The organism is Tsuneonella sp. HG094 (assembly GCF_053819285.1).
The window spans coordinates 1,206,028-1,230,381 of the sequence record NZ_JBSORA010000001.1 but is presented as its reverse complement, the minus strand read 5'-3'; the positions used below and the strand labels follow the sequence as shown (position 1 = coordinate 1,230,381).

Sequence of the window (24,354 nt, the reverse complement as noted above, 5' to 3'; positions counted from 1 at the left end):
ACCGCTAAGAAAGCGACTGAAAGTAAATGACATTCAAGGGTTTGCAGCCGATTGTTTACGGCGGACGAGAAGTCTGGCCACTGGTCGAGGGTGGCAAGGGAGTCTCGGCCACCAACCACGCGAGTTCGGGTGCCTGGGCGGCAGCAGGAGGCATCGGCACCGTGAGCGCGGTCAATGCCGACAGCTACGACGACGATGGCAATCCGATTCCGCAGGTTTACCCGCAGGCGACCCGCCGCGAACGGTTCGACCAGCTCGTCCGCTACGCCATCGATGGTGCAACCGAGCAGGTTCGCCGCGCGCACGAGATCGCGGGTGGCCAAGGCGCGATCAATATCAACGTCCTGTGGGAAATGGGCGGCGCGCAGCAGGTCCTCGAAGGCGTCCTCGAGAATTGCCCCGGCCTGGTGACCGGCGTCACATGCGGCGCGGGGATGCCCTACAAGCTCGCCGAAATCGCGGCGCGCCATAACGTTTATTACCTGCCGATCATCAGCTCTGCCCGTGCCTTTCGCGCGCTATGGAAGCGCAGCTATTCCAAGGTGCCCGAACTGATGGCCGCGGTGGTCTACGAAGACCCGTGGCTCGCGGGAGGGCACAACGGACTCTCGAATGCCGAAGACCCGCGCAAGCCCGAGGACCCCTATCCGCGCGTCGCGGCGCTGCGCGCGACGATGCGCGAATTGGGCGTGTCCGAAGAGACCGGAATCGTGATGGCCGGCGGCGTATGGTTCCTGCGCGAATGGAACGACTGGATCGACAATCCCGAACTCGGCAAGGTCATATTCCAGTTCGGCACCCGGCCGCTCCTGACAGAGGAAAGCCCGATCCCGCAGGTATGGAAGGACATGCTCCGCACTGTCGAGCCGGGCGACGTTCTCCTTCACCAGTTCAGCCCGACCGGCTTCTATTCGAGCGCGGTGAAGACGCCCTTTCTCTACGACCTGATGCACCGGTCCGATCGGCAGATCCCGATCTTCAAGCGCGACCAGGAAGAGGGCACGATCCCGCTGTCCGACCATGGCAAGGCCAAGTATTTCTGGGTCCATCCGGGCGACCAGCGCAAGGCGCTCGCCTGGATGCACGAGGGCTTCACCGAGGCGCTCAAGACGCCCGATGACACGGTGGTGTTCGTCACCCCCGACAGCGCCGACCAGATCCGCGCGGACCAGCAGGGCTGCATGGGCTGCCTGAGCCACTGCCAGTTCTCGAGCTGGAAGGATCATGACGATTACACGACCGGTCGCCTCGCCGATCCGCGCAGCTTCTGCATCCAGAAGACGCTGCAGGATATCGCCCACGGCGGCGATCCGGATGACAATCTCGCGTTTGCCGGTCACGCCGCTTACCGTTTCAAGCAGGACCCGTTCTATTCGAACAATTTCACCCCAACGGTGAAGCAACTGGTCGAGCGCATCCTTACCGGCGACTGACGCCCCGGCTCAGCGCCAGAGCTGCATCGAGCGTATCGCGCCGTGCAGTTCGGCGCCTTCCGCGATCCCGGCAAACACGCGCTCGACCGAGAGCCAGCGGCGGCGCACCGCCGTCTTTTGCCACAGCGAAGTGACGAACGCCTTGCCGAGTACCGGCTCGCGGTCGATCGTGAGGTCTAGTTCGACCGGCGCGGTAAACATGGCGGTCTTGCCGTGGCGCCGGACGTAGACCGGACCGAAGCGGTACGACGTGCAGCGCATCCGGCTTTCGGTCGCGTCGAGCCAGCTCGCACGGTCGAGAATGACGGGCTTTTCGGTACCGAACAGCACCACGAGATCGCGCGAGGCAAGTGCCTTCATCTCGGACCGCTCGCGCGCGATCCATCCGCGCATCCAGCGATGCTCGAGCGCTTCGATGGTAGAGGAGAATTCGTTCATTTGGCGGTGCCTACATCAACGCCTGTCGCTTTCAAGCGGCTCAGACCAGCCCTTCCAGGACTTGGTCGGGCGGGCGATGGCCATCGGCCCAGAAGCGGATGTTGGCGATGACCTTCTCGCCAGCTTGCTCGCGCCCTTCAATGGTGGCGCTGCCGATATGGGGCTGGGCGATGACGTTGGGCAGGGTGACGATCCGCTCGTCTACGCGCGGTTCGTCGGGGAATACGTCGAGCCCCGCGCCGCCGAGGTGCCCGCTTTCGAGGGCCGCGATCATGGCATCGTAATCCACGAGGTCGGCGCGGGCGGTATTGATGAGGATCGAACCGGGCTTCATCGCGGCAATCCGCGCGGCGTCGATCAGCTGGTGGTTCTGGCTCGACGATGGGCAGTGCAGCGACAGGATATCCGCCTGAGCCAGCAGATCGTCCACGCTGTCGACCCAGGTCGCGCCGAACATCGCCTCGACCGCCTCGGGCAAGCGGCGGCGGTTGTGGTACCGGATATCGAGCCCGAAGGCGCGGGCGCGGAAGGCCACCGCCTGTCCGATCCGGCCCATGCCGACGATGCCGAGCACCTTGCCCGATAGCTTGCGGCCCAGCATCGCGCCCGGGGCCCAACCGGTCCATTCGCCGCGCCGGATCAGCGCCGTACCCTCGCGCAGGCGGCGCGGCACACCGATGATCAGCGCCAGCGTGAGGTCGGCGGTGTCGTCGGTGAATACACTGGGGGTGTTGGTCACGATGATTTTGCGCGCGCGTGCAGCGGCCAGATCTATGTGGTCGACACCCGCCCCGAAGCTGGCGATCAGGCCGAGGTTCGGCCCGGCGGCCGCGATCAGTTCCGCATCGATCCGGTCGGTCACCGTCGGGACGAGGACATCCGCCTCGCGCATTGCGGCGACGAGGTCATCGCGACCCATCGGCGTGTCGTCGAGGTTGAGCGTCGTGTCGAACAACTCGCTCAGCCGCGCTTCGACCGATGGAAGGAGGTGGCGGGTGACGACCACCTTAGGCTTTGCGGTACGGCGGGGGGCAGGGCGCTCGCTCATCGATTTGCGGGCTATCGGGAACTGGGCGGCAAGGTCAAGCGATCGCTGGCTTGATGGAGCGACGCATTACGGGCTAACGCGAGGTTCGATATGCGAATTCCTGTTACCCTCCTTGCACTGATCATCGCCGTTGCCGCCGCCGCGCAGGACCGCGAGGTGCCGTACTGGGCGACGATCAAGGCCGAGACACTCAATATGCGCGCAGGGCCGGGCCGCGATTTCCCGGTCCGCTGGGTCTATCGGCGCGAGGGGCTGCCGCTCAAGGTCGTGCGTGTGCACGAAGGATGGCGCCTCGTCCGCGATCCTGCGGGTGACGAGGGATGGGTGACGGCGAACCTCCTTAGTGCCGATCGCGGTGCGCTCGTTACTGGTGAGGATTTGGCGGCGATCCGCGACAAGCCGATCAGTAGTTCGCGGCTCAAGTGGAACGTCGAACCCGGCGTGGTAGTGGCGCTCGGCAAGTGCGAGGCCGGATGGTGCGCGATCGACGCGCAGGGGCATCGCGGGTTCATGCAGGCTGCGCGCCTGTGGGGTGCGGGCGAGCCCTGATGCGCTAGGGGCGACCGTTACCGGCCGCCCCTCGCAGTTCGGTTCAGGTCGCGGCGGGTGCAGGCGTGGCGGCAGCAGCGGCTGCGCGCGACACCGTGACGGTTGTCTTGCCGTCGACCGTCGTAGCCGTGAAGCTGCCGTCGGCGCCCGGAGGCGAAACCGTCCAGCACACCGCTTCACCGCTTTCGGGGGCAAAGCAATCCTGTCCGTTTGCCCGCGTGAAGGTGCCCTTCGTTTCCTTGCCGTCGGGTCCGACATCGATGTACGTGCCGTCGGCATTGATGGTAGTTTTGCCCATCGAGCCGTCCGCCATCTTCACGTCGTATTCGCCGGTCACGTCCTCGGCCGCCGCGGGGGTGGCCGTCTCCGTCTCGGAAGGAGCCGGGGCTTCTTCGGCGGGCTGCGAGCAGGCGGACAGAGCGGCGACTGCCGCGACGAGCATGAGCTTCTTCATGGTTTTCCTCTCCCCTCTGAGTGGGAAGGGAAAGATACGCCCGTCGCTTTCCAGCCGCAATCGAGTCGGTGGATAACTTAGACCAGTTCGACCGCGATCGCCGTCGCTTCGCCGCCGCCGATGCAGAGCGAAGCGACTCCCCGCTTGAGGCCCTTCTGCTTCAGGGCATTGAGCAGCGTGACGACGATGCGCGTGCCGCTCGCGCCGATCGGGTGACCCAGCGCGGTCGCGCCGCCGTTCACATTGACCTTCTCGTGCGGGATGCCGAGGTCCTTCATCGCAAACATCGCGACGCAGGCGAACGCCTCGTTCACTTCGAACAGGTCGACGTCGCCGACCGACCAGCCCGCCTTGTCGAGCACCTTGGTGATCGCGCCGACCGGAGCGATGGTGAAATCCTTCGGCTCCTGCGCGTGTGCGGCCATCGCGACGATCCGGGCCACCGGCGTCGCGCCCTTGGCCGAGGCCACGCTTTCACGCGCGAGGACGACTGCGGCCGCACCGTCGCTGATCGAGCTGGACGAGGCTGCGGTGATCGTGCCGTCCTTGGCGAAGGCGGCGCGAAGCTGGCGCAGCTTTTCGGGATTGCCCTTGGGCGGTTGCTCGTCGGTATCGACCGAAACCTCGCCCTTGCGGCTGACGACCGTCACCGGAACGATCTCGTCGGTGAAGGCGCCGGTCTGGATCGCCTCGTTCGCGCGGCGGAGCGATTCGACCGAATAGTCATCCATGTTCTCGCGGGTGAGCTGGTACTCGTTTGCCGTGTCCTGCGCGAAGGTGCCCATCGCACGGCCCGCTTCGTAAGCGTCTTCCAATCCGTCGAGGAACATGTGGTCGTAGGCGGTGTCGTGTCCGATGCGGGCGCCGGAGCGGTGCTTCTTGAGGATGTAAGGCGCGTTGGTCATGCTCTCCATGCCGCCCGCGATGGCGACATCGAGCGAGCCTGCTGCGAGCGCTTCGGAGGCCATGATGATCGTCTGCATGCCGCTGCCGCAGACCTTGTTGACCGTGGTCGCCTGGACCGACTTGGGTAGGCCGGCCTTGAGCGCCGCTTGGCGGGCCGGGGCCTGGCCGAGGCCAGCGGGCAGCACGCAGCCCATGTAGATCCGCTCGATATCCTCGCCCGGGACGCCCGCGCGCTCGACCGCGGCCTTCACCGCGGTGGCGCCAAGGTCGGTCGCCGAAACGTCGGCCAGAACGCCCTGCATCCCGCCCATCGGCGTGCGCGCGTAGCTGAGGATGACGACCGGATCGGCGGCGGAGAAAGCGGACATGGCTGGCCTTTCAGGATTGAAGCTAGGCGCGATCTAATGGTGCACTGCGGCAATGGCAAACAAGGGAGACTTTTGGCCTAGAAAGCGGTCTGTCCGCAGCGAAAGGTGACACGAAGTATACACCAGCAGAGCACTTGCAGAATACCGCCGGGTAAACTGGTCGAGCTCACTCGGTTGAACGGTTGCACATATCGCATATCCACCACTGTGTAGGACAGTGAATTCCGCTCCGCGCACTTGCCAATTGGACGGCGATCCCCGAAGCCGGTGGCAAGATAAAACCCATTGGAGAGCGACATGGCCCAGCCCGATCTCGATGAATTGCTGAAGACGCAACGCGATGCGTTCACGATGAGCCGTCCAGAACCGTTGGAGGCCCGGCGCGACCGTATCGAGCGGGCGATTGCTCTGCTCAGAGACAACGCCGACGAGCTTTGCCGCGCGATGAGCGCCGATTTCGGCAACCGCAGCATCCAGCAATCGATGATCACCGACATTGCGGGCACGATCGGCTTCGGCAAGTACTGCCTCAAGCGCCTGAAGGGCTGGGCGAAGCCCGAAAAACGCAAGGCGCAGTTCCCGCTTGGACTGCTCGGCGCGAAGGCCGAATTGCGGTTCGAGCCCAAGGGCGTGATCGGCATACTCAGTCCGTGGAATTTCCCGGTGAACCTGAGCTTCGGCCCGCTGATGCAGGTGTTCGCCGCCGGGAACCGCGCGATGATCAAGCCGAGCGAGTTCACCGAACGCACCAGCGCATTGATGGCCGAACTGGTTGCGGCACGCTTCGCCGAGGACGAATGCGCTGTGGTGACCGGCGGCCCGGAGGTCGCCCATGCCTTCAGCGAATTGCCGTTCGATCACCTCGTCTTTACCGGATCGACCGCGACCGGTCGCAAGGTGATGGAGGCTGCGGCAAAGAACCTTGTTCCCGTCACGCTGGAACTCGGCGGAAAGTCCCCGGTGTTCCTTGGCAAGGATGCCGACCTCAAAAAGGCCGGAGAACGCATCGCGATGGGCAAGATGCTGAACGCGGGGCAGATATGCCTTGCCCCTGATTACCTCTACGTGCCCGAGGAAGCGGAGGAGGGCGCGGTCGCCGCCGTACGGGAAGCCGCAGCCGCGATGTATCCCACGCTGCTCGCCAACGACGACTACGCCAGCGTCGTGTCCGACCGACACTTCGACCGGCTCAAGGGCCTCGTCACGGATGCGCGCGACAAGGGCGCCGAGGTGGTCGAGGTCAACCCGGCGGGGGAGGACTTCGCCAGCGCCAACACGCGCAAGATGCCCCTGACGATCCTGCGCAACGTCACCGACGACATGACCGCGATGCAGGAAGAAATCTTCGGCCCGGTCCTGCCGGTGAAGACCTACAAGGCGGTCGACGAGGCGATCGACTACGTCAATGCGCACGACCGGCCGCTGGGCCTCTATTACTTCGGCGACGACGGCGGAGAGCGCGAGCGGGTGCTGACCCGCACCATCAGCGGCGGCGTGACGGTCAACGACGTGGTGTTCCACGTTTCGATGGAGGACCTGCCATTCGGCGGGGTTGGCCCGTCGGGGATGGGCAGCTATCATGGGCCCGAAGGCTTCCGCGAGTTCAGCCACGCGCGCAGCGTCTACTCCCAGTCCAGGCTCGACGTGGCGAAGCTCGGCGGGATCAAGCCGCCCTATGGCGCGGCAACCCTCCGCGCGATCAAGGGCATGATGAAATAGGACGGTAGAATCCGCCGGTTTTTGGCGAGTCCCGGCCTTGCGCCGCATTGCAGCGCGGCCTAGAGGCGCGGCTCGAACCCGAATGCAATCGAGTACGGACGCTTGGTCGACCTGTCGCAATACCTGCCGATCCTGATCTTCCTCGGGATAGCCCTGGGGCTGTCGGCGCTGTTCGTGTTCCTGCCGATGGGCGTCGCGCGCCTGACGGGGGCGCACAATCCGAACGCCGAGAAGCTCAGCGAGTACGAATGCGGCTTTCCCGCGTTCGAGGACCCGCGCGAACCGTTCGACGTGCGGTTCTACCTCGTCGCGATCCTGTTCATCATCTTCGACCTCGAGGCCGCGTTCCTGTTTCCGTGGGCCGTCAGCCTCGACATGACGGGCTGGCCGGGCTGGATCACCATGATGGTGTTCCTCGGTGAACTCGCGATCGGCCTGATTTACGCCTGGAAGAAAGGGGCGCTGGAATGGGAGTGATCCAACCGGCTCCTGCGGGCGGTATCGTGCCGCCCGATGCCGATTTCCACCGTTCGCTGACCAGCGAGATCGACGACAAGGGTTTCCTCGTCACGTCGACCGAGGAGCTGTTCCAGTGGGCCCGTACCGGCTCGCTGTGGTGGATGACATTCGGCCTCGCCTGCTGCGCGGTCGAGATGATCCACGTCAACATGCCGCGCTACGACATGGAGCGTTTCGGCGTCGCCCCGCGCGCATCGCCGCGCCAGTCGGACGTGATGATCGTCGCCGGAACGCTCTGCAACAAGATGGCCCCGGCGCTGCGCAAGGTCTACGACCAGATGTCGGACCCCAAGTACGTCATCAGCATGGGATCGTGCGCCAACGGCGGCGGGTACTATCACTACAGCTACAGCGTGGTGCGCGGGTGCGACCGGATCGTGCCGGTGGATATCTATGTGCCCGGCTGCCCGCCTACCGCCGAGGCGCTGCTCTATGGCGTGATGCAGCTCCAGCGGAAGATTCGCCGCAGCGGGACAATCGAGCGCTGAAATGGCCGCCGTCCTTCACTCTGCACCGAAGATTGCCTCGAACGAGGGCGTGCGCGAGACGCTGTCGGGCGCGCTCGGCGCGATGCTGCTCGACGGGCGCGAGGAGCACGGCGAGATCGTGCTCACTGTCGCACGCGCGGAGATCGAGACTGCGCTCCGCACTCTGCGCGACGAGCACGATTACCAGCAGTTGATGGAAATCGCCGGGGTCGACTATCCGAGCCGCACCGAGCGGTTCGAAGTCGTCTACATGCTCCTAAGCCTGACGAAGAACCACCGCATCCTCGTCAAGTGCACCGCCAGCGAAGGCACGCCGGTTCCCACGGTCACGACACTGTGGCCGAACGCCGGATGGCTCGAGCGCGAGGTGTTCGACATGTACGGCGTGCTGTTCGCCGGCAACACCGACCTGCGCCGCATCCTCACCGACTACGGGTTCGAGGGGCACCCGCAGCGCAAGGATTTCCCGCTCACCGGCTATACCGAGCTGCGGTATTCCGAGGACGAGAAGCGCGTCGTGTACGAGCCGGTCGACCTGCCGCAGGACCTGCGCCAGTTCGATTTCATGAGCCCTTGGGAAGGCGCGGACTACGTGCTGCCGGGTGACGAGAAAGCGGCCGAAAAGCCCGCCACTCCGCCCGTCGCCGAGCCGAAGACGACCGAGACGCCAGCGCAGACCGGCGCGGACGCCAAGACCGACGCCAAGGCTGCCGAGAAGAAGACCGACGGATCGCCGACGCAGAAGAAGACCCGCGCCAAGGCGCCGGACGCTCCTGAACCGACCGAAGCGCGTCCCGCGAAGAAGCCGCGCGCAGCCAAGTCGCCCGAGACCAAGGGTGCGACGGAACCCCAAAAGACGAAGCCGCAGCGTGCTCCGCGCAAGAAGAAAGACGCGGGCGAATGAAGCGCTTCATTGCCCTGTCTGCGATAGTGTTGCTCGCCGCCTGTTCGCAGTCGGATGAGCCTGCGGGCGAAAGCGCCGAGGATTTCGCGTCGCGCACCGGCGTTGGCGCGTCCACCGGCGGGGCCGTGCCCAATGTGGCCGAGATCAACGCGCAGCCCGTCGTCGCTCCGACCGGGGCGGCGCAGCTTACGCCGCTCACGGCAGAGGCACCGCGCGCTCTGGGCAAGATCCGGGGCGGTTGCTCGTTCATCTACCAGGGCCGCTCGCTGCTCGTGGTCGGCGCGCCCGACGACATGGGCGCCAAGGGGCAGGGCGTGCTGGTGATCGACGGCCAGCAGGTCGTCCTTCCCGGCGGCATGGCGGGCGGACCGCAGGTGGTCGAGAGCGGACCGACGCTGTCGGGCGCGGGCTACACCGTCAGCGTCATGCGCGCCGACGGGCCGCCGCGGGTCAACGCCGGACGCAACGAATGGACCGCGGGCCTCAAGGTCGCCGGTCCCCAGGGCGAGACGGTGTTCACGCCCGGTACGTGGAATTGCACCCCATGAGCATGCAGCTGGAAACCTCGCCCACCACCGGCGACGAGGTCATCACCAACTACACGATCAACTTCGGGCCCCAGCACCCCGCGGCGCACGGCGTGTTGCGCATGGTGATGGAGCTCGACGGCGAGATCATCGAGCGGATCGATCCGCACATCGGCCTGCTTCACCGCGGCACCGAGAAGCTGATCGAGCACAAGACCTACCTCCAGGCGCTGCCGTACTTCGACCGGCTCGACTACTGCAGCCCGCTGGGGATGGAGCACAGCTACGTCCTCGCGATCGAGAAGCTGCTCAACCTCGAGGTGCCGATCCGCGCGCAGTACCTGCGGGTGCTGTTCGCCGAGCTGACGCGCATCTGCAATCACATGCTCAACCTCGGCAGCCACGTGATGGACGTCGGCGCGATGACGCCGAACCTGTGGCTGTTCGAGATTCGCGAGGACTGCCTCAACTTCTTCGAACGGGCATCGGGCGCGCGGATGCACATGGCGTGGTTCCGCCCCGGCGGGGTCCACCAGGACGTGCCGCTGAAGCTGCTGACCGACATCGCCGATTGGCTCGACACCCGCCTGCCGCGCCTGTTCGAGGATGCGATGAGCCTGGTGGTCGACAATCGCATCTTCAAGCAGCGCAACGTCGACATCGCGGTAGTGAGCAAGGACGACGCGGTCGCCTGGGGCTTTTCCGGCCCGATGATCCGCGCCGCGGGCATCCCGTGGGACCTGCGCAAGAGCCAGCCCTACGACGTCTACGACCGGATGGATTTTGAGATACCCGTCGGCACCAACTCCGACTGCTACGACCGGTTCATGGTCCGGGTCGAGGAAGTGCGCCAGTCCGCGCGCATCATGAAGCAGTGCCTTGCCGAAATGCCCGACGGCCCGATCGCCAGCGACGACCGCAAGGTGGTGCCGCCCAAGCGGGCGGAGATGAAGCAGTCGATGGAAGCGCTGATCCACCACTTCAAGCTCTACACCGAGGGCTTCCACGTCCCCGCGGGCGAAGTCTACGTCGCCACCGAAAGCCCCAAGGGCGAATTCGGCGTCTATCTGGTGTCGGACGGCAGCAACAAACCCTACCGCTGCAAGATCCGCCCGACCGCGTTCAGCCACCTGCAGGCGATGGACTTCATGTCCAAGGGCCACATGCTGCCCGACGCGACCGCCATCCTCGGCGCGATCGACGTGGTGTTCGGGGAGTGCGACCGGTGAGGCTCTCTTTGATACTCGCTCTCTGCGTTGCGCCGGCTACAGCCGCAGCCGCTTCCGACCTCGGTCCTAGCTCTCTGGCTGGCCGCTTCGCGATTGCCGTTGCAAACGGGGCGGCGCTCGAGGAAATTCTTGCCGAAGGTGCGGTAACACCTGCCGAGGCGACGGAGCTTGCAGCATTGAAGGGCTGCGCTCCCGTTCAACCCGAATTGATCTCCAAGAATGAGTTCGGGCTGCAGTGGAAATGTCCGGCGAAGCCTCGACACGTAGGGCGCACTGCCGCGGTTGTTCGTGTGAAAGACGGCATGGTTGTTAAGGTGCTGATGTCGAAGGTCGAACGGCAGGAGGGCATCTTTTAATGGCTGACCGCGCCCCCCATCCCGATACCCCCGAACTGCGCGCGCAGTGGGGTTCGTTCGCTTGGACCGCCGAGAACGCGGACAAGGCGAAGGAGATCGTCTCGCGCTATCCCGAGGGACGCCAGCGTTCGGCGGTGATGCCGCTGCTCGACCTCGCCCAGCGGCAGGTCGGCGTGGAGACGAATACGCAGGGCTGGCTGCCGCTGCCGGTGATGGAATTCGTCGCTGCCCAACTCGCCATGCCGGTGATCCGCGTGCTCGAGGTCGCGACGTTCTACACGATGTACAACATCGCGCCGGTCGGCCGCTTCCACGTGCAGGTCTGCGGCACCACGCCGTGCATGCTGCGCGGATCGGACGACATCATCGCCTCGTGCAAGAAGCGCGGGATGGCCAAGGGCCACACCACCGCCGACGGGCTGTGGACGCTGACCGAAGTCGAATGCATGGGCAATTGCGCCAGCGCCCCAATGGTCCAGATCAACGACGCCAACTACGAGGACCTGACCCCCGAACGCCTCGATGCGGTGCTCGACGCGCTCGAACGCGGCGAGACCCCCAAGGAAGGCACGCAGGACCCCGAGCGGCACACCGTCGAGCCGGTCGGCGCGCTCAGCAGCCTGACCGCGATGGTGGGCGAGAACCACGATTACCGGGGGGAATGGTGATGGACGATCGCTCTGCAAAGACTACCAGTGCGCTGCTGGTACTCATTCCCGTTCTCGGCATTATCCTGTTCGCCTTGGGAATTTACTTTGTCGCCACAGACAAGGCGGCGCTTGGCGCGTCCATGTTTGCGATAGGGGCGTCGCAGTTCGCCATCTTCGCAGCGCTCAAGGCGGCTGCCGCCAAGAAAGCGCAGCAACCCGAAGACCGGCCATGAGCATCGTCACCATCATCGTCGCGCTCGTGCTCGCCTTCATCGCCTGGAAGGTAGTGAAGGGCGTGATCAAGTTCGGCCTGATCGCGCTGATCGCGGTCGCCGCGATCTGGTTCATCTCGCAGGGAGGAATGGGCTGATGGGACTTCGCAAGGAACACGCGTTCTTCGCCGTTGCCATCGCCTTCATGGCATTGGGCGTCGTCTTCGCGACCGACGACAACAAAGGCGGTGCGGCAGTGTGGATTGCGCTCGGCGCAGCGTTCATGGCGATCGGCGCGGCCAAGCGCGCGAGCGACAAGGCAGGCAAGAAATGAGCCTGCTCGATAAAGATCGCATCTTCACCAACCTCTACGGCTATCAGGACTGGGGCCTGAAGGCGGCGCAGGCACGCGGCGACTGGGACAACACCAGGGCACTGATGGCCAGGGGCCAGGACGCGATCATCGACGAGATCAAGGCCTCGGGCCTGCGCGGTCGCGGCGGGGCAGGCTTCCCAACCGGCATGAAGTGGTCTTTCATGCCCAAGGAATCGAAGGACGGCCGGCCGAGCTTCCTCGTCATCAACGCTGACGAATCCGAGCCCGGCTCGTGCAAGGACCGCGAGATCATCCGCCACGATCCGCACAAGCTGCTCGAAGGCGCGCTGGTTGCGGGCTTCGCGATGCGCGCGCGGGCGGCCTACATCTACATCCGCGGCGAGTTCATCCGCGAGGCCGAGACGCTGTTCAAGGCCCGCGACGAGGCCTACGCCGCCGGGTTGCTGGGCAAGAACGCCGCCGGCTCGGGCTACGACTTCGACGTGTTCGTCCACCGCGGTGCGGGCGCCTACATCTGCGGTGAAGAGACCGCGATGATCGAAAGCCTCGAGGGGAAGAAGGGTCAGCCGCGCCTCAAGCCGCCGTTCCCCGCGGGCGCGGGTCTCTATGGTTGCCCGACCACGGTCAACAACGTCGAGAGCATCGCGGTCGCCCCGACGATCATGCGGCGCGGCGCGAGCTGGTTCAGCTCTTTTGGGCGCGAGAACAACAAGGGCACCAAGCTGTTCCAGATCAGCGGCCATGTGAACAAGCCGTGCGTCGTGGAAGAAGCGATGAGCATCCCCTTCGGCGAGCTGATCGAAAAGCACTGCGGCGGCATCATCGGCGGGCGTGACAACCTGCTGGCGGTGATTCCCGGCGGTTCCTCGGTCCCGCTGGTCCCGGCGGACCAGATCTGGGACTGCCCGATGGACTTCGACGGTCTGAAGGAAGTCGGCAGCGGCCTCGGCACCGCGGCGGCAATCGTGATGGACAAGTCGACCGACATCGTCCGCGCGATTAGTCGCATCAGCTATTTCTACAAGCACGAGAGCTGCGGCCAGTGCACCCCGTGCCGCGAAGGCGTGGGCTGGATGTGGCGCGTGATGGAGCGCCTGCGCACCGGCGACGCGCACGTCGAGGAAATCGACATGCTCCAGCAGGTGACCAAACAGGTCGAAGGCCACACCATCTGCGCGCTCGGCGACGCGGCGGCATGGCCGATCCAGGGCCTGATCAAGCACTTCCGCCCCGAGATCGAGCGGCGGATCGCCGAGGCAGGCAACATGGCGGAGGCGGCGGAGTGAGAGTCCTTTCGCTCATCCTCGCTGCCGCGCTGGCAGGCATGGGCTCAGCGGCAGTCGCACAGACGGCAGGCGAGTCCCCGATCGACAACCTTCCGGCGCGTGACGACGCATCGACCGAGAAGATGCTGGAGAACGCCGAGCGCGACCGGATAGCGGCGCGGGCGAACGACGATGAATCGCGCACTGTGTTGGCCGACTGGGCCGGGTGCCTGGCTCGCGCCAACCCGGGCGAGGCGGGACGGGTCCTGTCGATGGATTTCACTTCGTCGGGCTACCAGCGCGCTTTCGTGATGCTGACCGACGAGGACAAGCAGTGCCGCAAGTTCCGCGGCAGTCTGCGCACCTCGCGCCTGTTGCTGGCGGGTGAACTGGCCGAAGCTCTGATCGAGCGCGGCGGCACGCCGATCGGCAATGCGCTGGCCAAAGCGGCGGCGATGCCGGCCACTCCCGCGTTCAGCTTTACCGACCGTGTGGCGATCTGCGTGGTCCGCTCCGCCCCCGGCGACGTGGCGACGCTGTTTTCCACGGCACGCAACTCCGCCGAAGAGAATACGGCGGTCCAAGCGCTGGCGGTTCCGATGGGGCTCTGCGCCAAGGCGGCCGAGGCCCGCAAGCCGCTCTCGATCAATCCAGCCGGCCTGCGCGCGATGCTCGCCACGGCCGCATACCGGTCTGTCAAGGACGTCTGATGCCCAAGGTTACCGTAGACGGCGAAGCGATCGAGGTGCCCGAAGGCGCGACGGTGCTGCAGGCGTGCGAGCTTGCGGGGAAGGAAATCCCGCGCTTCTGCTATCACGAGCGGCTCAGCATCGCGGGCAACTGCCGGATGTGCCTCGTCGAGGTGAAGCCCGGGCCGCCCAAGCCGCAGGCGAGCTGCGCTCTCCCGGCGACCGAGGGGCAGGAAATCCGCACCGACACGCCGATGGTGAAGTCGGCGCGCGAGGGGGTGATGGAGTTCCTTCTCATCAACCACCCGCTCGACTGCCCGATCTGCGACCAGGGCGGCGAGTGCGACCTGCAGGACCAGTCGGTCGCCTATGGCCGGGGCGGATCGCGCTATCACGAGAACAAGCGCGCGGTGACCGAGAAGTACATGGGTCCGCTCATCAAGACGGTGATGACGCGCTGCATCCACTGCACCCGCTGCGTGCGCTTCTCCGAGGAGATCGCCGGCGTGGACGAGATCGGCGCGCTCTATCGCGGCGAGCAGATGCAGATCACCACCTACCTCGAGCAGGCGGCGAAGCACGAGCTGTCGGCCAACGTGATCGACTTGTGCCCGGTCGGCGCGCTGACCTCGCGCCCTTATGCGTTCGAGGCGCGGCCGTGGGAGCTCAAGAAGACGCTCTCGATCGACGTTTCCGACGCGGTCGGTGCGAACATCCGCCTCGACAGCCGTGGGCGCGAGGTGCTCCGCGCGCTTCCGCGGATCAATGACGACGTTAACGAGGAATGGCTCAGCGACAAGGGCCGTTATATGGTCGACGGGCTGACCCGCCGCCGGCTCGACAAGGTGTGGATCCGCAAGGCCGGAAAGCTCCAGGCGGCCAACTGGAACGAGGCGTTCAAGACGATCGCCAAGGCCAAGCCAGGCGCTTCCATTGCCGCGATCGCGGGCGACCTCGTCGATTGCGAGACGATGTTCGCGGCCAAGAAGCTAGTCGGCGCGCTGGGCTCGACGATGCTCGAAGGGCGCCAGACCGGGATGAGCTATCCCACCGGCAACCTCGCAGCGGTGAACTTCAACTCGACCCTTGCCGGGATCGAAACCGCCGATGCGATCCTGATCGTCGGCAGCCACGTCCGCTGGGAAGCGCCGATCGTCAACGTGCGCCTGCGCAAGGCGGCGAAGCGCGGGGCGAAGGTGTTCGTGATCGGGCCGAAGTGGGATACGACCTTCCCGGCCGAGTTCCTGGGCGACGATGCGGCGATGCTGCACGACCTGCCGGGCCACGTGACCGAAGCGCTCGCGAGCGCACAGCGGCCGGCGGTGATCGTCGGCGGGGCGGGGCTGGCCAAGGGCGCGCTCGACGCGGCACTGGCGCTGCCGGTGCAGCGTGACGGGTGGAACGGGTTCAACGTGCTCCACATGGCGGCTTCGCGCATGGGCGGGTTGATGCTCGGCTATGCGCAAGTTGGCGGCATCGCCGACATTGCCAAGGCCGCGCCCAAGGTTGTCCTGGCGCTGGGCGCGGACGAGGTCGACTGGTCGGCGTTCGCGGGTAGCCTCAAGGTCTATATCGGTCACCACGGCGACAAGGGCGCGCACGCCGCCGACGTGATTCTCCCCGCCGCCGCCTACAGCGAGAAGGACGGCACCTACGTCAACACCGAGGGGCGAGTGCAGTTCGCCGAGAAGGCCGTCTTCGCTCCCGGCGACGCGCGCGAGGACTGGACGATCCTGCGTGCGCTCGCCGATGCGCTGGGCGTGAATGTCGGGTTCGACAGCTTTGCGCAGCTCCAGGCCGCGATGATCGCCGAAGTCCCCGCGCTGGGTGTCGAAGGGCTGGCCGTTTACGGCGCGCTGCCGAAGCCCGGCAAGGGTAAGGCCAAGGGCGCGATTGCCTATCCGATCAAGGACTTCTACCTCACCAACCCCATCGCCCGCGCGAGCGTGGTGATGCAGGAATGCTCGGCCGAACTGCTGCACGGCGATAACGTGCGGGAGGCCGCGGAATGACCGAGACCTTCATCAACTGGGGCATGACCTACGAGTGGGCGTGGTTCGTCGCGACCATCGCGGGCATCCTGCTGATCGCGCTGCCGCTGATGCTCGGGGTGGCGATGATCATCTATGCCGATCGCAAGATCTGGGCGGCGATGGCGCTGCGGCGCGGGCCGAACGTGGTCGGGCCCTTCGGCCTGCTACAGAGCTTTGCCGACGGGCTGAAGGTGTTCCTGCAGGAAACGATCGTCCCTTCTGCCGCGAACAAGGGCCTGTTCCTGATCGCGCCGATCATCACGTTCACCGTCGCGCTGATGGCGTGGGCGGTGATCCCGTTTAATTCGGGCGCGGTGCTGGCCGACATCAACGTCGGCCTGCTCTACGTGCTCGCGATCAGCAGTCTCGGCGTCTATGGCGTGGTGATCGCCGGTTGGGCGTCGAACTCGAAGTACCCGTTCTTCTCGGCGATGCGCGCCGCGGCGCAGATGATTTCCTACGAGGTGTCGATCGGGTTCATCCTGATCTGCGTGGTGCTCTACGCCAACTCTTTCAACATGAACGCGATCGTCGAGGCGCAGCGCGGGCACGGGCTCGGGCTGGTCAACGGGTACTGGTTCAATCTGCTGATGTTCCCGATCTGGGTGATGTTCCTCATCAGCGGCATGGCCGAAACCGCGCGCGCGCCGTTCGACCTGACCGAGGCGGAAAGCGAGCTCGTCGCCGGGTACCAGACCGAATACAGCTCGATGAGCTTCGCGCTCTACTGGCTCGGCGAATACGCCAACGTGCTGCTGATGTGCGCGCTCAACGCGGTGCTATTCTGGGGTGGCTGGTTACCGTTCCTGAACATTGATTTCCCGTGGTTCGATGTGCCGGGCTGGATTTGGCTCTTCATCAAGATACTGATGTTCTTCTTCATCTTCAGCTGGGTGAAGGCGACCGTGCCGCGGTACCGCTACGACCAGCTGATGCGGCTCGGCTGGAAGGTGTTTCTCCCGCTGTCGCTGCTGTTCGTCGTGCTCGTGTCGGGCTGGCTCATGTTCACGAGGTACGGCTGATGCTCGCCCATCTCATCAAGTCGTTCACCCTGTGGGAGTTCGTGAAGGCGCACGCCCTCACGCTGAAGTACTTCTTCAAGCCCAAGGCGACGATCAACTATCCGTTCGAGAAGAACCCGCTCAGCCCACGCTTCCGCGGCGAGCATGCGCTGCGGCGCTATCCCAACGGCGAGGAGCGTTGCATCGCGTGCAAGCTGTGCGAGGCGGTCTGCCCGGCGCAGGCGATCACGATCGAGGCCGAGCCGCGCGAGGACGGCAGCCGCCGCACCACCCGATACGACATCGACATGACCAAGTGCATCTACTGCGGCTTCTGCCAGGAAGCCTGCCCGGTCGATGCGATCGTCGAAGGGCCGAACTTCGAATACGCGACCGAAACGCGCGAGGAACTGCTCTACGACAAGGCGAAACTGCTGGCCAACGGGGACAAGTGGGAGCGGGCGCTGGCCGCGAACCTTGAAGCCGATGCGCCCTACCGATAGGGGCCGCGCCGACACATGATCCAGGTTCTCGCCTTCTACCTTTTCGCCTTCCTCACCATTGCGTCCGCAGTGCTGGTGATCACCGCGCGCAACCCGGTCCATGCGGTGCTGTGGCTGATTGTGGCGTTCTTCAACGCCGCCGGCCTGATGGTGCTCGCGGGGGCAGAGTTCATCGCGATGCTGCTGGTGATCGTCTACGTCGGTGCGGTCGCGGTGCTGTTCCTGTTCGTGGTGATGATGCTCGACATCGACTTCGCATCGCTGCGCGCCGGGTTCGTGAAGAATTTCCCGCTCGGGCTGCTGATCGCGCTGGTGCTGCTGGCCGAGCTGGTGTTCGGCATCGGCGCCTACCAGGCGGGCCGGATCGAGCTTGCCACCGGCACCGCCGACCAGGTCGTGCCGATGGCCGACAGCAATATCGCCGCCATCGGAGCGGTGCTGTACGGCCAGTACCTGTTCCTGTTCGAAAGCGCGGGCATCATCCTCCTCGTCGCGATGATCGGCGCCATCGTGCTGACCCACCGCGACCGCAAGGACACCAAGCCCCAGAACATCGGCAAGCAAGTCCGCCGCCGGCCCGGTGACGCGACCCGCAACGTCAAACCCGAAGTGGGCCAGGGGGTGCAGCTGTGATCGGCCTCGAACACTATATCGTCGTCGGCACGATCCTGTTCGTGATCGGCGTGCTGGGCATCTTCGTGAACCGCAAGAACGTCATCGTCATCCTTATGTCGATCGAGCTGATCCTGCTCGCGGTGAACATCAACCTCGTCGCGTTCAGCACCGCGCTGGGCGACCTGACGGGGCAGATCTTCGCGATGTTCGTGCTGACCGTCGCCGCCGGTGAAGCGGCGATCGGGCTTGCCATTCTCGTCATTTACTTCCGCGGCCGCGGGACCATCGCGGTCGACAGCGTCGACCGGCTCAAGGGATAGGCGCGCCCGTGAACTCGATCCTCATCATCGTTTTCGCACCGCTGGTGGCCGCCATCATCGGCGGACTCGGCAACCGCGCGCTGGGCAACACGATCGTCAAGTCGATCACCACCGGCGGACTGTTCCTGTCGTGTGCGCTGAGCTGGCCGATCTTTCTGGCGTTCGTGGGCGGCACGGGCGAGCCTGGCGTGGTTCCGGTGCTCCAGTGGGTGCAGTCGGGCACGCTGACGTTCGACTGGGCGCTGCGGGTCGACACGCTGACCGCAGTCATGCTGGTGGTCATCACCAGCGTCTCGGCGCTCGTCCACCTCTACAGCTGGGGCTACATGGCCGAGGACCCGGACCAGCCTCGGTTCTTCGCTTACCTGAGCCTCTTCACCTTCGCGATGCTGATGCTGGTGACGGCGGACAACCTTGTCCAGATGTTCTTCGGTTGGGAAGGGGTGGGCCTTGCCAGCTACCTCCTCATCGGGTTCTGGTTCCGCAAGCCGAGTGCCAACGCCGCCGCGATGAAGGCCTTCGTGGTCAATCGCGTGGGCGACCTCGGTTTCATGCTCGGCATCTTCGGCACGTTCCTGGTGTTCGGCACGGTATCGATCCCTGAAATCCTTGCTGCTGCTCCTGGCATGGCGGGCAGCACGATCGGCTTCCTTGGCCACCGGGTCGATACGATGGATGTGCTGTGCATCCTCCTGTTCATCGGCGCGATGGGCAAGTCCGCGCAGCTCGGCCTGCACACCTGGCTTCCCGACGCAATGGAGGGCCCGACGCCGGTCTCCGCGCTGATCCACGCCGCCACGATGGTGACGGCGGGCGTGTTCATGGTCTGCCGCCTGTCGCCGATGTTCGAAACCGCGCCGATTGCGCTCGCCTTCGTGACCTTCATCGGGGCCGCGACCTGCATTTTCGCGGCGACGGTCGGCACGACCCAGTGGGACATCAAGCGGGTCATCGCCTATTCGACCTGCTCGCAGCTCGGCTACATGTTCTTCGCCGCGGGCGTCGGCGCCTATGGCGCGGCGATGTTCCACCTGTTCACGCATGCCTTCTTCAAGGCGCTGCTCTTCCTCGGTGCGGGCTCGGTCATCCATGCGATGCACCACGAGCAGGACATGCGCTATTACGGCGCGCTGCGCAGGCACATCCCGCTCACGTTCTGGGCGATGATGGCGGGCACGCTCGCGATTACTGGCGTCGGCATCTACTGGCTGCACGCGGGCTTCGCCGGGTTCCACTCGAAGGATGCGATCCTCGAGGCGGCGTGGGGGCGTGGTACCGAGATCGCGCACTTCGCCTTCTGGCTTGGCGCGTTCGCGGCGCTGCTGACCAGCTTCTACTCGTGGCGCCTGATCTTCCTCACGTTCTTCGGGAAGCCGCGCTGGGCCGACAGTGAGCACATTCAGCACGCGGTTCATGGCGATCATCACGATCACCCCTCGGAAGAGGACGCCGGTCACGACCACGCGCCCGCCCATCACACCGCGCACGGCGACGGCACTGCGGGCTACCATCCGCACGAGAGCCCGATCTCGATGCTCGTCCCGCTCGGCGTGCTGACGCTCGGCGCGGTGTTCGCGGGCTTCGTGTTCAACCACGCCTTCCTCGACGACGCGGGCTTCTGGCAGGGTTCGATCTTCTACAACGAGAACCTGATCCACGCGATGCATGGGGTTCCGCTGTGGGTGAAGCTGACCGCAACCGTGGTCATGCTGATCGGCCTTGCAATCGCCTGGCTCGGCTACATCCGCGATACCGACATGCCGCGCCGCGCGGCCGAACAACTCGGCCCGGTATACCGGTTCTTCTACAACAAGTGGTACTTCGACGAGCTCTACCGCTTCTTGTTCGTGCGCCCTTCGATGTGGCTTGGTCGCAAGTTCTGGATCTGGATCGACAAGGGTGTAATCGACCGCTTCGGGCCTGACGGCGCGGCGTGGATCGTGGCGCAGGGCACGGTCGGTGCGAAGCGTATCCAGTCGGGCTTCCTCAACACCTACGCGCTGTGGATGCTGATCGGCCTCGTCGCCGCGATTACCTGGGTTCTGGTGTGATGGGGGGCTTTCCGATCCTTTCGCTGATGCTCCTCGTGCCGCTGGTCGGCGCGCTGGCCTGTTTCTTCCTTGAGGCGAAGGCTGCGCGCATGGTCGCGCTGGTCGCGACGCTGATCGACCTCGCGCTCGGCATCGCGCTGTGGGCGAACTACGACGTCGGCGGCGCGCAGTGGCAGTTCGTCGAGCGGGCCGAGCTGTTCGCGGGCTTCGGCTACGCGCTCGGCATCGACGGGATCGCGCTGCTGCTGATCGTGCTCAGCGTGTTCCTGATGCCGATCTGCATTCTCGCCAGCTGGGAATCGATCGACAAGCGCGTCGGCGAATTCATGGCCGCGTTCCTGTTCATGGAACTGCTGATGATCGGCGTGTTCGCCGCGCAGGACCTGCTGCTTTTCTACATCTTCTTCGAAGCCGGTCTGATCCCGATGTACCTGATCATCGGCATCTGGGGCGGGAAGGACCGTATCTACGCCAGCTACAAGTTCTTCCTCTACACGCTGCTCGGCTCGGTCGTGATGCTGGTCGCGATGCTGTGGATGATCAACGAGGCGGGCACGACCGACATCCCGACGCTGATGCAGTACGACTTCCCGGTCGGCGCGCAGACCTGGCTGTTCCTCGCCTTCTTCGCGAGCTTCGCGGTCAAGATGCCGATGTGGCCGGTGCACACCTGGCTGCCCGACGCGCACGTGCAGGCGCCGACCGCTGGTTCGGTGATCCTGGCCGGCGTTCTGCTCAAGATGGGCGGTTACGGCTTCATTCGCTTCAGCCTGCCGATGTTCCCAGAGGCGAGCGCGAGCCTCGCCTGGTTGATCTTCGCGCTGAGCATGATCGCGGTGGTCGTCACCTCGCTGATCGCGCTGGTCCAGCACGACATGAAGAAGCTGATCGCCTATTCGTCGGTCGCGCACATGGCGATCGTGACGATCGGCCTGTTCGCGTTCAACGTGCAGGGACTCGAAGGCGCGATGATCGTGATGCTGAGCCACGGCCTCGTCTCGGGCGCGCTGTTCCTGTGCGTCGGCGTGATCTACGACCGTCTGCACACGCGCGAGATCGATCGCTACGGCGGCCTGAGCATCAACATGCCGAAGTACGCGCTGTTCTTCATGCTGTTCACGATGGCGAGCATCGGCCTTCCCGGCACGAGCGGCTTCGTGGGCGAGTTCCTCAGCCTTGCAGGCATCTACCAGGTTTCGACCTGGGTCACGCTGATCTGCACCAGCGGCATCATCCTGGGCGCGGCCTACATGCTCTACCTCTACTGGCGCGTTGCGTTTGGCGTGCAGAAGAACGCCGATGCCGCCGCGATGAAGGACCTCAACGTCCGCGAATGGATCATGCTCACTCCCATTGCGGCCGCGGTGCTGTGGATGGGCGTCTATCCCGAAAGCTTCCTCGCCCCGATGCGCAAGGACATCGCTGCGCTCGACGCGCGCGTCAGCCGTGCCAAGCCGGCGGGTGACAGCAAGCTCGACGAAGGCACCCGCCGCACCCGCATGGCGAACGAGTTGGAACACCACGCCGCCGAAGGCGCTGCCGAAGGGGAGGGCCACTGATGGACCTCCAGAACTCCCTCTCGCTCGTTCTGCCCGAAGCGATCCTGTCGGTCGGCGGCCTCGTGCTGCTGCTTGCCGCCGCGTGGATGGGCGACAAGGGCAGCCGGGCGATTTCGGTCGCGGCCGTGTTCCTGCTCGCCGCCGCTGCAGCGTTCACCGCGCCGGTGCTCTGCGGCGGCGCGATGGGCGCGGGCACAGAGGCTTTCTTCGGCCAGGTTCGCGCCGATGCCTTTGCCGCCTTCTCCAAGCTGCTGATTTACGCCGCCGCCGCGGCCAGCCTGATGATCGCCCCGCGGTTCTTCGAACGCTGGAACGCGATGCGCGCCGAGTACCCGGTGCTGATCGTGTTCGCGGTCCTCGGCATGGGCATCATGGTTTCCGCCGGCGACCTGATGACGCTCTACATCGGTCTCGAGATGAACAGCCTCGCGGCCTATGTGCTCGCGGCGTTCCTGCGGGTCGACGGGCGCTCGGCCGAGGCGGGCCTCAAGTACTTCGTGCTGGGCGCGCTTGCGAGCGGCATCCTCCTTTACGGCATGAGCCTGACCTATGGCTTCACCGGCACGACCAGCTTCACGGGCATCCGCGCGGCGCTCGAAGGCAATCTATCGACCGGGGCGCTGTTCGGGGTGATCTTCGTGCTAGCGGGCCTCGCGTTCAAGATCGCTGCGGTGCCGTTCCACATGTGGACGCCCGACGTCTACGAGGGCGCGCCGACGCCGGTGACGACGTTCTTCGCCACCGCGCCCAAAGTCGCAGCCGTGTCGCTGCTGATGCGCGTCGCGCTCGACGCGTTCGGCGGTCAGGTCGATGCATGGCGCCAGGTCGTGACCTTCGCGGCGCTCGCTTCGATCGTTGTGGGTGCGCTCGGTGCGATCGGGCAGGGCAATCTCAAGCGACTGCTTGCCTATTCGTCGATCAACAATGTCGGCTTCATCCTCGTGGGCCTCGCGGCAGCGACCGCCGAGGGGGCGAGCGCGATGCTTGTGTACCTCGCGATCTACGTCGCGATGTCGGTCGGCAGCTTCGTCGCTGTGCTGATGTTGCGCGACAGCGAGGGCGACCAGGTCGAATCGATTGCGGATATCGCGGGCCTCAGCCGGACCAATCCGGCGATCGCATGGAGCCTCCTGCTACTCATGCTCAGCCTTGCCGGCATTCCGCCGCTGTTCGGGTTCTGGGGCAAGCTCGTCGTGTTCCAGGCTGCCGTGAACGCGGATATGATCGCGCTCGCCACCATCGCCATCGCCGCAAGCGTGATTGGCGCGTTCTACTACCTCAAGGTCGGCAAGGTGATGTTCTTCGACGAACCGGCGAACAAGGTGCAGGGCAGCAACGACTGGGCGCATTGGGCGCTGCTGATCGTCAGCACGGTGTTCATCTCGCCACTCGGTTACCTGCTGACCGGTTGGCTGGGCCGCCTGGCCGACACCGCCGCAGCGGCTCTGTTCCTGGCCGCTTGATCACTTTCGTCGCCGAAACCGGTTCGACCAACGCCGACTTGATCGCGGCCCTGCGCGCAGGCGAGCGCGTGGCCGAGGGCGACTGGCTAGTCGCCGAGCGCCAGACCGCGGGACGGGGCAGGCAGGGGCGGGCATGGTTCGACGGCGCGGGCAACTTCATGGGCTCGATTGTGGTGCGCCGTGCGCCGCAGGATCATCCGGCACCCACGCTCGCATTGCTGGCCGGGGTAGCCCTGCACGAAGCGGTCGCGCCCCTGCTGGCCGACCCTTCCCGCCTAACGCTCAAATGGCCCAACGATCTGCTGTTGGGCCGCGCCAAGCTCGCCGGCATCTTGCTGGAGGGCGAGGGCGATGCGGTCGTCATCGGCATCGGTGTCAATCTCGCCGCAGCACCGACAGTCGAGGGACGGGAGACGGTCGCGCTCAGTGAAATCGGGCCGGCCCCCGACCGCGACATTTTTGCCGGAACGCTTGCCGATGCGTTCGACCGCGAACTCGAACGCTGGCGGACCGTCGGCATCGCGCCGCTGCTACGCCGTTGGCAGGCCGCCGCGCATCCGGTCGGCAGCGCTCTCACCGTTCATGAACCGGGCGGCGCGACCATCGCTGGCCAGTTCGCAGGGCTGGCCGATGACGGAACTCTCCTGCTGCGCTTGGAAGACGGGGCAACCCGGCCTATCCACGCGGGCGACGTGATGTTGGCCTGAAGGAAACCGCG

Annotated in this window: 28 protein-coding genes; 24 read left to right on the top strand and 4 right to left on the bottom strand. The window is 65.4% G+C overall.

Annotated elements, in window-relative coordinates; genetic code table 11:
- Window positions 1-26 precede the first annotated feature (26 nt).
- Window positions 27-1,433 carry an NAD(P)H-dependent flavin oxidoreductase gene (locus ACWPMX_RS06150; RefSeq protein WP_455699155.1) on the top strand — a complete coding sequence of 469 codons (1,407 nt, stop codon included), beginning with the start codon at window positions 27-29 and terminating at the stop codon, window positions 1,431-1,433.
- 9 nt (window positions 1,434-1,442) lie between these two features.
- Here the strand turns inward: ACWPMX_RS06150 and ACWPMX_RS06145 are convergent, their stop codons facing one another.
- Both ACWPMX_RS06145 and ACWPMX_RS06140 read right to left on the bottom strand, forming a co-directional pair.
- Window positions 1,443-1,871, bottom strand: a complete 429-nt coding sequence (locus ACWPMX_RS06145) for a nuclear transport factor 2 family protein (protein WP_455699154.1) — start codon at window positions 1,869-1,871, stop codon at window positions 1,443-1,445.
- Between the two features lie 40 nt (window positions 1,872-1,911).
- Window positions 1,912-2,919, bottom strand: coding sequence for a 2-hydroxyacid dehydrogenase (locus tag ACWPMX_RS06140; RefSeq protein ID WP_455699153.1), 1,008 nt, complete (start codon window positions 2,917-2,919; stop codon window positions 1,912-1,914).
- Between the two features lie 90 nt (window positions 2,920-3,009).
- On the opposite strand from ACWPMX_RS06140, the gene ACWPMX_RS06135 reads away from it, so the two are divergent.
- Window positions 3,010-3,468 (top strand): SH3 domain-containing protein, encoded by a 459-nt coding sequence (locus ACWPMX_RS06135; protein WP_455699152.1) that lies wholly within the window; start codon window positions 3,010-3,012, stop codon window positions 3,466-3,468.
- Between the two features lie 43 nt (window positions 3,469-3,511).
- On the opposite strand, the gene ACWPMX_RS06130 is transcribed toward ACWPMX_RS06135, so the two are convergent.
- Together ACWPMX_RS06130 and ACWPMX_RS06125 are read right to left on the bottom strand one after the other, a co-directional pair.
- Window positions 3,512-3,922 carry a hypothetical protein gene (locus ACWPMX_RS06130; RefSeq protein ID WP_455699151.1) on the bottom strand — a complete coding sequence of 137 codons (411 nt, stop codon included), beginning with the start codon at window positions 3,920-3,922 and terminating at the stop codon, window positions 3,512-3,514.
- Between the two features lie 77 nt (window positions 3,923-3,999).
- Window positions 4,000-5,196 carry an acetyl-CoA C-acyltransferase gene (locus tag ACWPMX_RS06125; RefSeq protein ID WP_455699150.1) on the bottom strand — a complete coding sequence of 399 codons (1,197 nt, stop codon included), beginning with the start codon at window positions 5,194-5,196 and terminating at the stop codon, window positions 4,000-4,002.
- 297 nt (window positions 5,197-5,493) lie between these two features.
- On the opposite strand from ACWPMX_RS06125, the gene ACWPMX_RS06120 reads away from it, so the two are divergent.
- The 22 genes from ACWPMX_RS06120 to ACWPMX_RS06015 all read left to right on the top strand — a co-directional run bounded on the left by ACWPMX_RS06120 (window position 5,494) and on the right by ACWPMX_RS06015 (window position 24,343).
- The gene (locus tag ACWPMX_RS06120) at window positions 5,494-6,915 is read left to right on the top strand and encodes a coniferyl aldehyde dehydrogenase (protein ID WP_455699149.1); all 1,422 of its coding nucleotides are present in this window, start codon (window positions 5,494-5,496) and stop codon (window positions 6,913-6,915) included.
- Between the two features lie 102 nt (window positions 6,916-7,017).
- A complete protein-coding gene (locus tag ACWPMX_RS06115) occupies window positions 7,018-7,392 on the top strand; it encodes an NADH-quinone oxidoreductase subunit A (RefSeq protein WP_455699148.1) in 375 nt (124 codons plus the stop codon).
- Window positions 7,383-7,922: a NuoB/complex I 20 kDa subunit family protein gene (locus ACWPMX_RS06110; RefSeq protein WP_455699147.1), complete on the top strand. Its 540-nt coding sequence runs from the start codon at window positions 7,383-7,385 to the stop codon at window positions 7,920-7,922. Before ACWPMX_RS06115 ends, ACWPMX_RS06110 begins: the two co-directional genes overlap by 10 nt.
- A gap of 1 nt (window position 7,923) precedes the next feature.
- A complete protein-coding gene (locus ACWPMX_RS06105) occupies window positions 7,924-8,826 on the top strand; it encodes an NADH-quinone oxidoreductase subunit C (protein WP_455699146.1) in 903 nt (300 codons plus the stop codon).
- Window positions 8,823-9,374 (top strand): hypothetical protein, encoded by a 552-nt coding sequence (locus ACWPMX_RS06100; protein WP_455699145.1) that lies wholly within the window; start codon window positions 8,823-8,825, stop codon window positions 9,372-9,374. The genes ACWPMX_RS06105 and ACWPMX_RS06100 overlap by 4 nt, the downstream gene beginning before the upstream one ends.
- The gene (locus ACWPMX_RS06095; RefSeq protein ID WP_455699144.1) at window positions 9,371-10,582 is read left to right on the top strand and encodes an NADH-quinone oxidoreductase subunit D; all 1,212 of its coding nucleotides are present in this window, start codon (window positions 9,371-9,373) and stop codon (window positions 10,580-10,582) included. Before ACWPMX_RS06100 ends, ACWPMX_RS06095 begins: the two co-directional genes overlap by 4 nt.
- Window positions 10,579-10,938: a hypothetical protein gene (locus ACWPMX_RS06090; RefSeq protein WP_455699143.1), complete on the top strand. Its 360-nt coding sequence runs from the start codon at window positions 10,579-10,581 to the stop codon at window positions 10,936-10,938. The genes ACWPMX_RS06095 and ACWPMX_RS06090 overlap by 4 nt, the downstream gene beginning before the upstream one ends.
- Window positions 10,938-11,606, top strand: a complete 669-nt coding sequence (locus ACWPMX_RS06085) for a complex I 24 kDa subunit family protein (RefSeq protein ID WP_455699142.1) — start codon at window positions 10,938-10,940, stop codon at window positions 11,604-11,606. The genes ACWPMX_RS06090 and ACWPMX_RS06085 overlap by 1 nt, the downstream gene beginning before the upstream one ends.
- Entirely contained in the window at window positions 11,606-11,821 is a 216-nt protein-coding gene (locus ACWPMX_RS06080; RefSeq protein ID WP_455699141.1) for a hypothetical protein, read from the top strand. The genes ACWPMX_RS06085 and ACWPMX_RS06080 overlap by 1 nt, the downstream gene beginning before the upstream one ends.
- The gene (locus ACWPMX_RS06075; RefSeq protein WP_455699140.1) at window positions 11,818-11,958 is read left to right on the top strand and encodes a hypothetical protein; all 141 of its coding nucleotides are present in this window, start codon (window positions 11,818-11,820) and stop codon (window positions 11,956-11,958) included. The genes ACWPMX_RS06080 and ACWPMX_RS06075 overlap by 4 nt, the downstream gene beginning before the upstream one ends.
- Window positions 11,958-12,134, top strand: coding sequence for a hypothetical protein (locus ACWPMX_RS06070; protein WP_455699139.1), 177 nt, complete (start codon window positions 11,958-11,960; stop codon window positions 12,132-12,134). The genes ACWPMX_RS06075 and ACWPMX_RS06070 overlap by 1 nt, the downstream gene beginning before the upstream one ends.
- Entirely contained in the window at window positions 12,131-13,423 is a 1,293-nt protein-coding gene (gene nuoF, locus ACWPMX_RS06065) for an NADH-quinone oxidoreductase subunit NuoF (protein ID WP_455699138.1), read from the top strand. Before ACWPMX_RS06070 ends, nuoF begins: the two co-directional genes overlap by 4 nt.
- Complete coding sequence (locus tag ACWPMX_RS06060; RefSeq protein ID WP_455699137.1) at window positions 13,420-14,112, top strand: hypothetical protein; 693 nt, start codon at window positions 13,420-13,422, stop codon at window positions 14,110-14,112. The genes nuoF and ACWPMX_RS06060 overlap by 4 nt, the downstream gene beginning before the upstream one ends.
- The gene (nuoG, locus tag ACWPMX_RS06055; RefSeq protein WP_455699136.1) at window positions 14,112-16,103 is read left to right on the top strand and encodes an NADH-quinone oxidoreductase subunit NuoG; all 1,992 of its coding nucleotides are present in this window, start codon (window positions 14,112-14,114) and stop codon (window positions 16,101-16,103) included. Before ACWPMX_RS06060 ends, nuoG begins: the two co-directional genes overlap by 1 nt.
- Window positions 16,100-17,146 (top strand): NADH-quinone oxidoreductase subunit NuoH, encoded by a 1,047-nt coding sequence (gene nuoH, locus ACWPMX_RS06050; protein ID WP_455699135.1) that lies wholly within the window; start codon window positions 16,100-16,102, stop codon window positions 17,144-17,146. Before nuoG ends, nuoH begins: the two co-directional genes overlap by 4 nt.
- Window positions 17,146-17,628 (top strand): NADH-quinone oxidoreductase subunit NuoI, encoded by a 483-nt coding sequence (nuoI, locus tag ACWPMX_RS06045; protein ID WP_455699134.1) that lies wholly within the window; start codon window positions 17,146-17,148, stop codon window positions 17,626-17,628. The genes nuoH and nuoI overlap by 1 nt, the downstream gene beginning before the upstream one ends.
- A gap of 15 nt (window positions 17,629-17,643) precedes the next feature.
- Window positions 17,644-18,261, top strand: a complete 618-nt coding sequence (locus ACWPMX_RS06040) for an NADH-quinone oxidoreductase subunit J (RefSeq protein WP_455699133.1) — start codon at window positions 17,644-17,646, stop codon at window positions 18,259-18,261.
- Entirely contained in the window at window positions 18,258-18,563 is a 306-nt protein-coding gene (gene nuoK, locus ACWPMX_RS06035; RefSeq protein ID WP_455699132.1) for an NADH-quinone oxidoreductase subunit NuoK, read from the top strand. Before ACWPMX_RS06040 ends, nuoK begins: the two co-directional genes overlap by 4 nt.
- An 8-nt stretch (window positions 18,564-18,571) precedes the next feature.
- Window positions 18,572-20,614 carry an NADH-quinone oxidoreductase subunit L gene (nuoL, locus tag ACWPMX_RS06030; protein ID WP_455699131.1) on the top strand — a complete coding sequence of 681 codons (2,043 nt, stop codon included), beginning with the start codon at window positions 18,572-18,574 and terminating at the stop codon, window positions 20,612-20,614.
- The gene (locus ACWPMX_RS06025) at window positions 20,614-22,173 is read left to right on the top strand and encodes an NADH-quinone oxidoreductase subunit M (RefSeq protein WP_455699130.1); all 1,560 of its coding nucleotides are present in this window, start codon (window positions 20,614-20,616) and stop codon (window positions 22,171-22,173) included. The genes nuoL and ACWPMX_RS06025 overlap by 1 nt, the downstream gene beginning before the upstream one ends.
- Complete coding sequence (gene nuoN / locus ACWPMX_RS06020) at window positions 22,173-23,636, top strand: NADH-quinone oxidoreductase subunit NuoN (protein ID WP_455699129.1); 1,464 nt, start codon at window positions 22,173-22,175, stop codon at window positions 23,634-23,636. The genes ACWPMX_RS06025 and nuoN overlap by 1 nt, the downstream gene beginning before the upstream one ends.
- The gene (locus ACWPMX_RS06015; RefSeq protein WP_455699128.1) at window positions 23,633-24,343 is read left to right on the top strand and encodes a biotin--[acetyl-CoA-carboxylase] ligase; all 711 of its coding nucleotides are present in this window, start codon (window positions 23,633-23,635) and stop codon (window positions 24,341-24,343) included. The genes nuoN and ACWPMX_RS06015 overlap by 4 nt, the downstream gene beginning before the upstream one ends.
- Window positions 24,344-24,354: the final 11 nt, after the last annotated feature.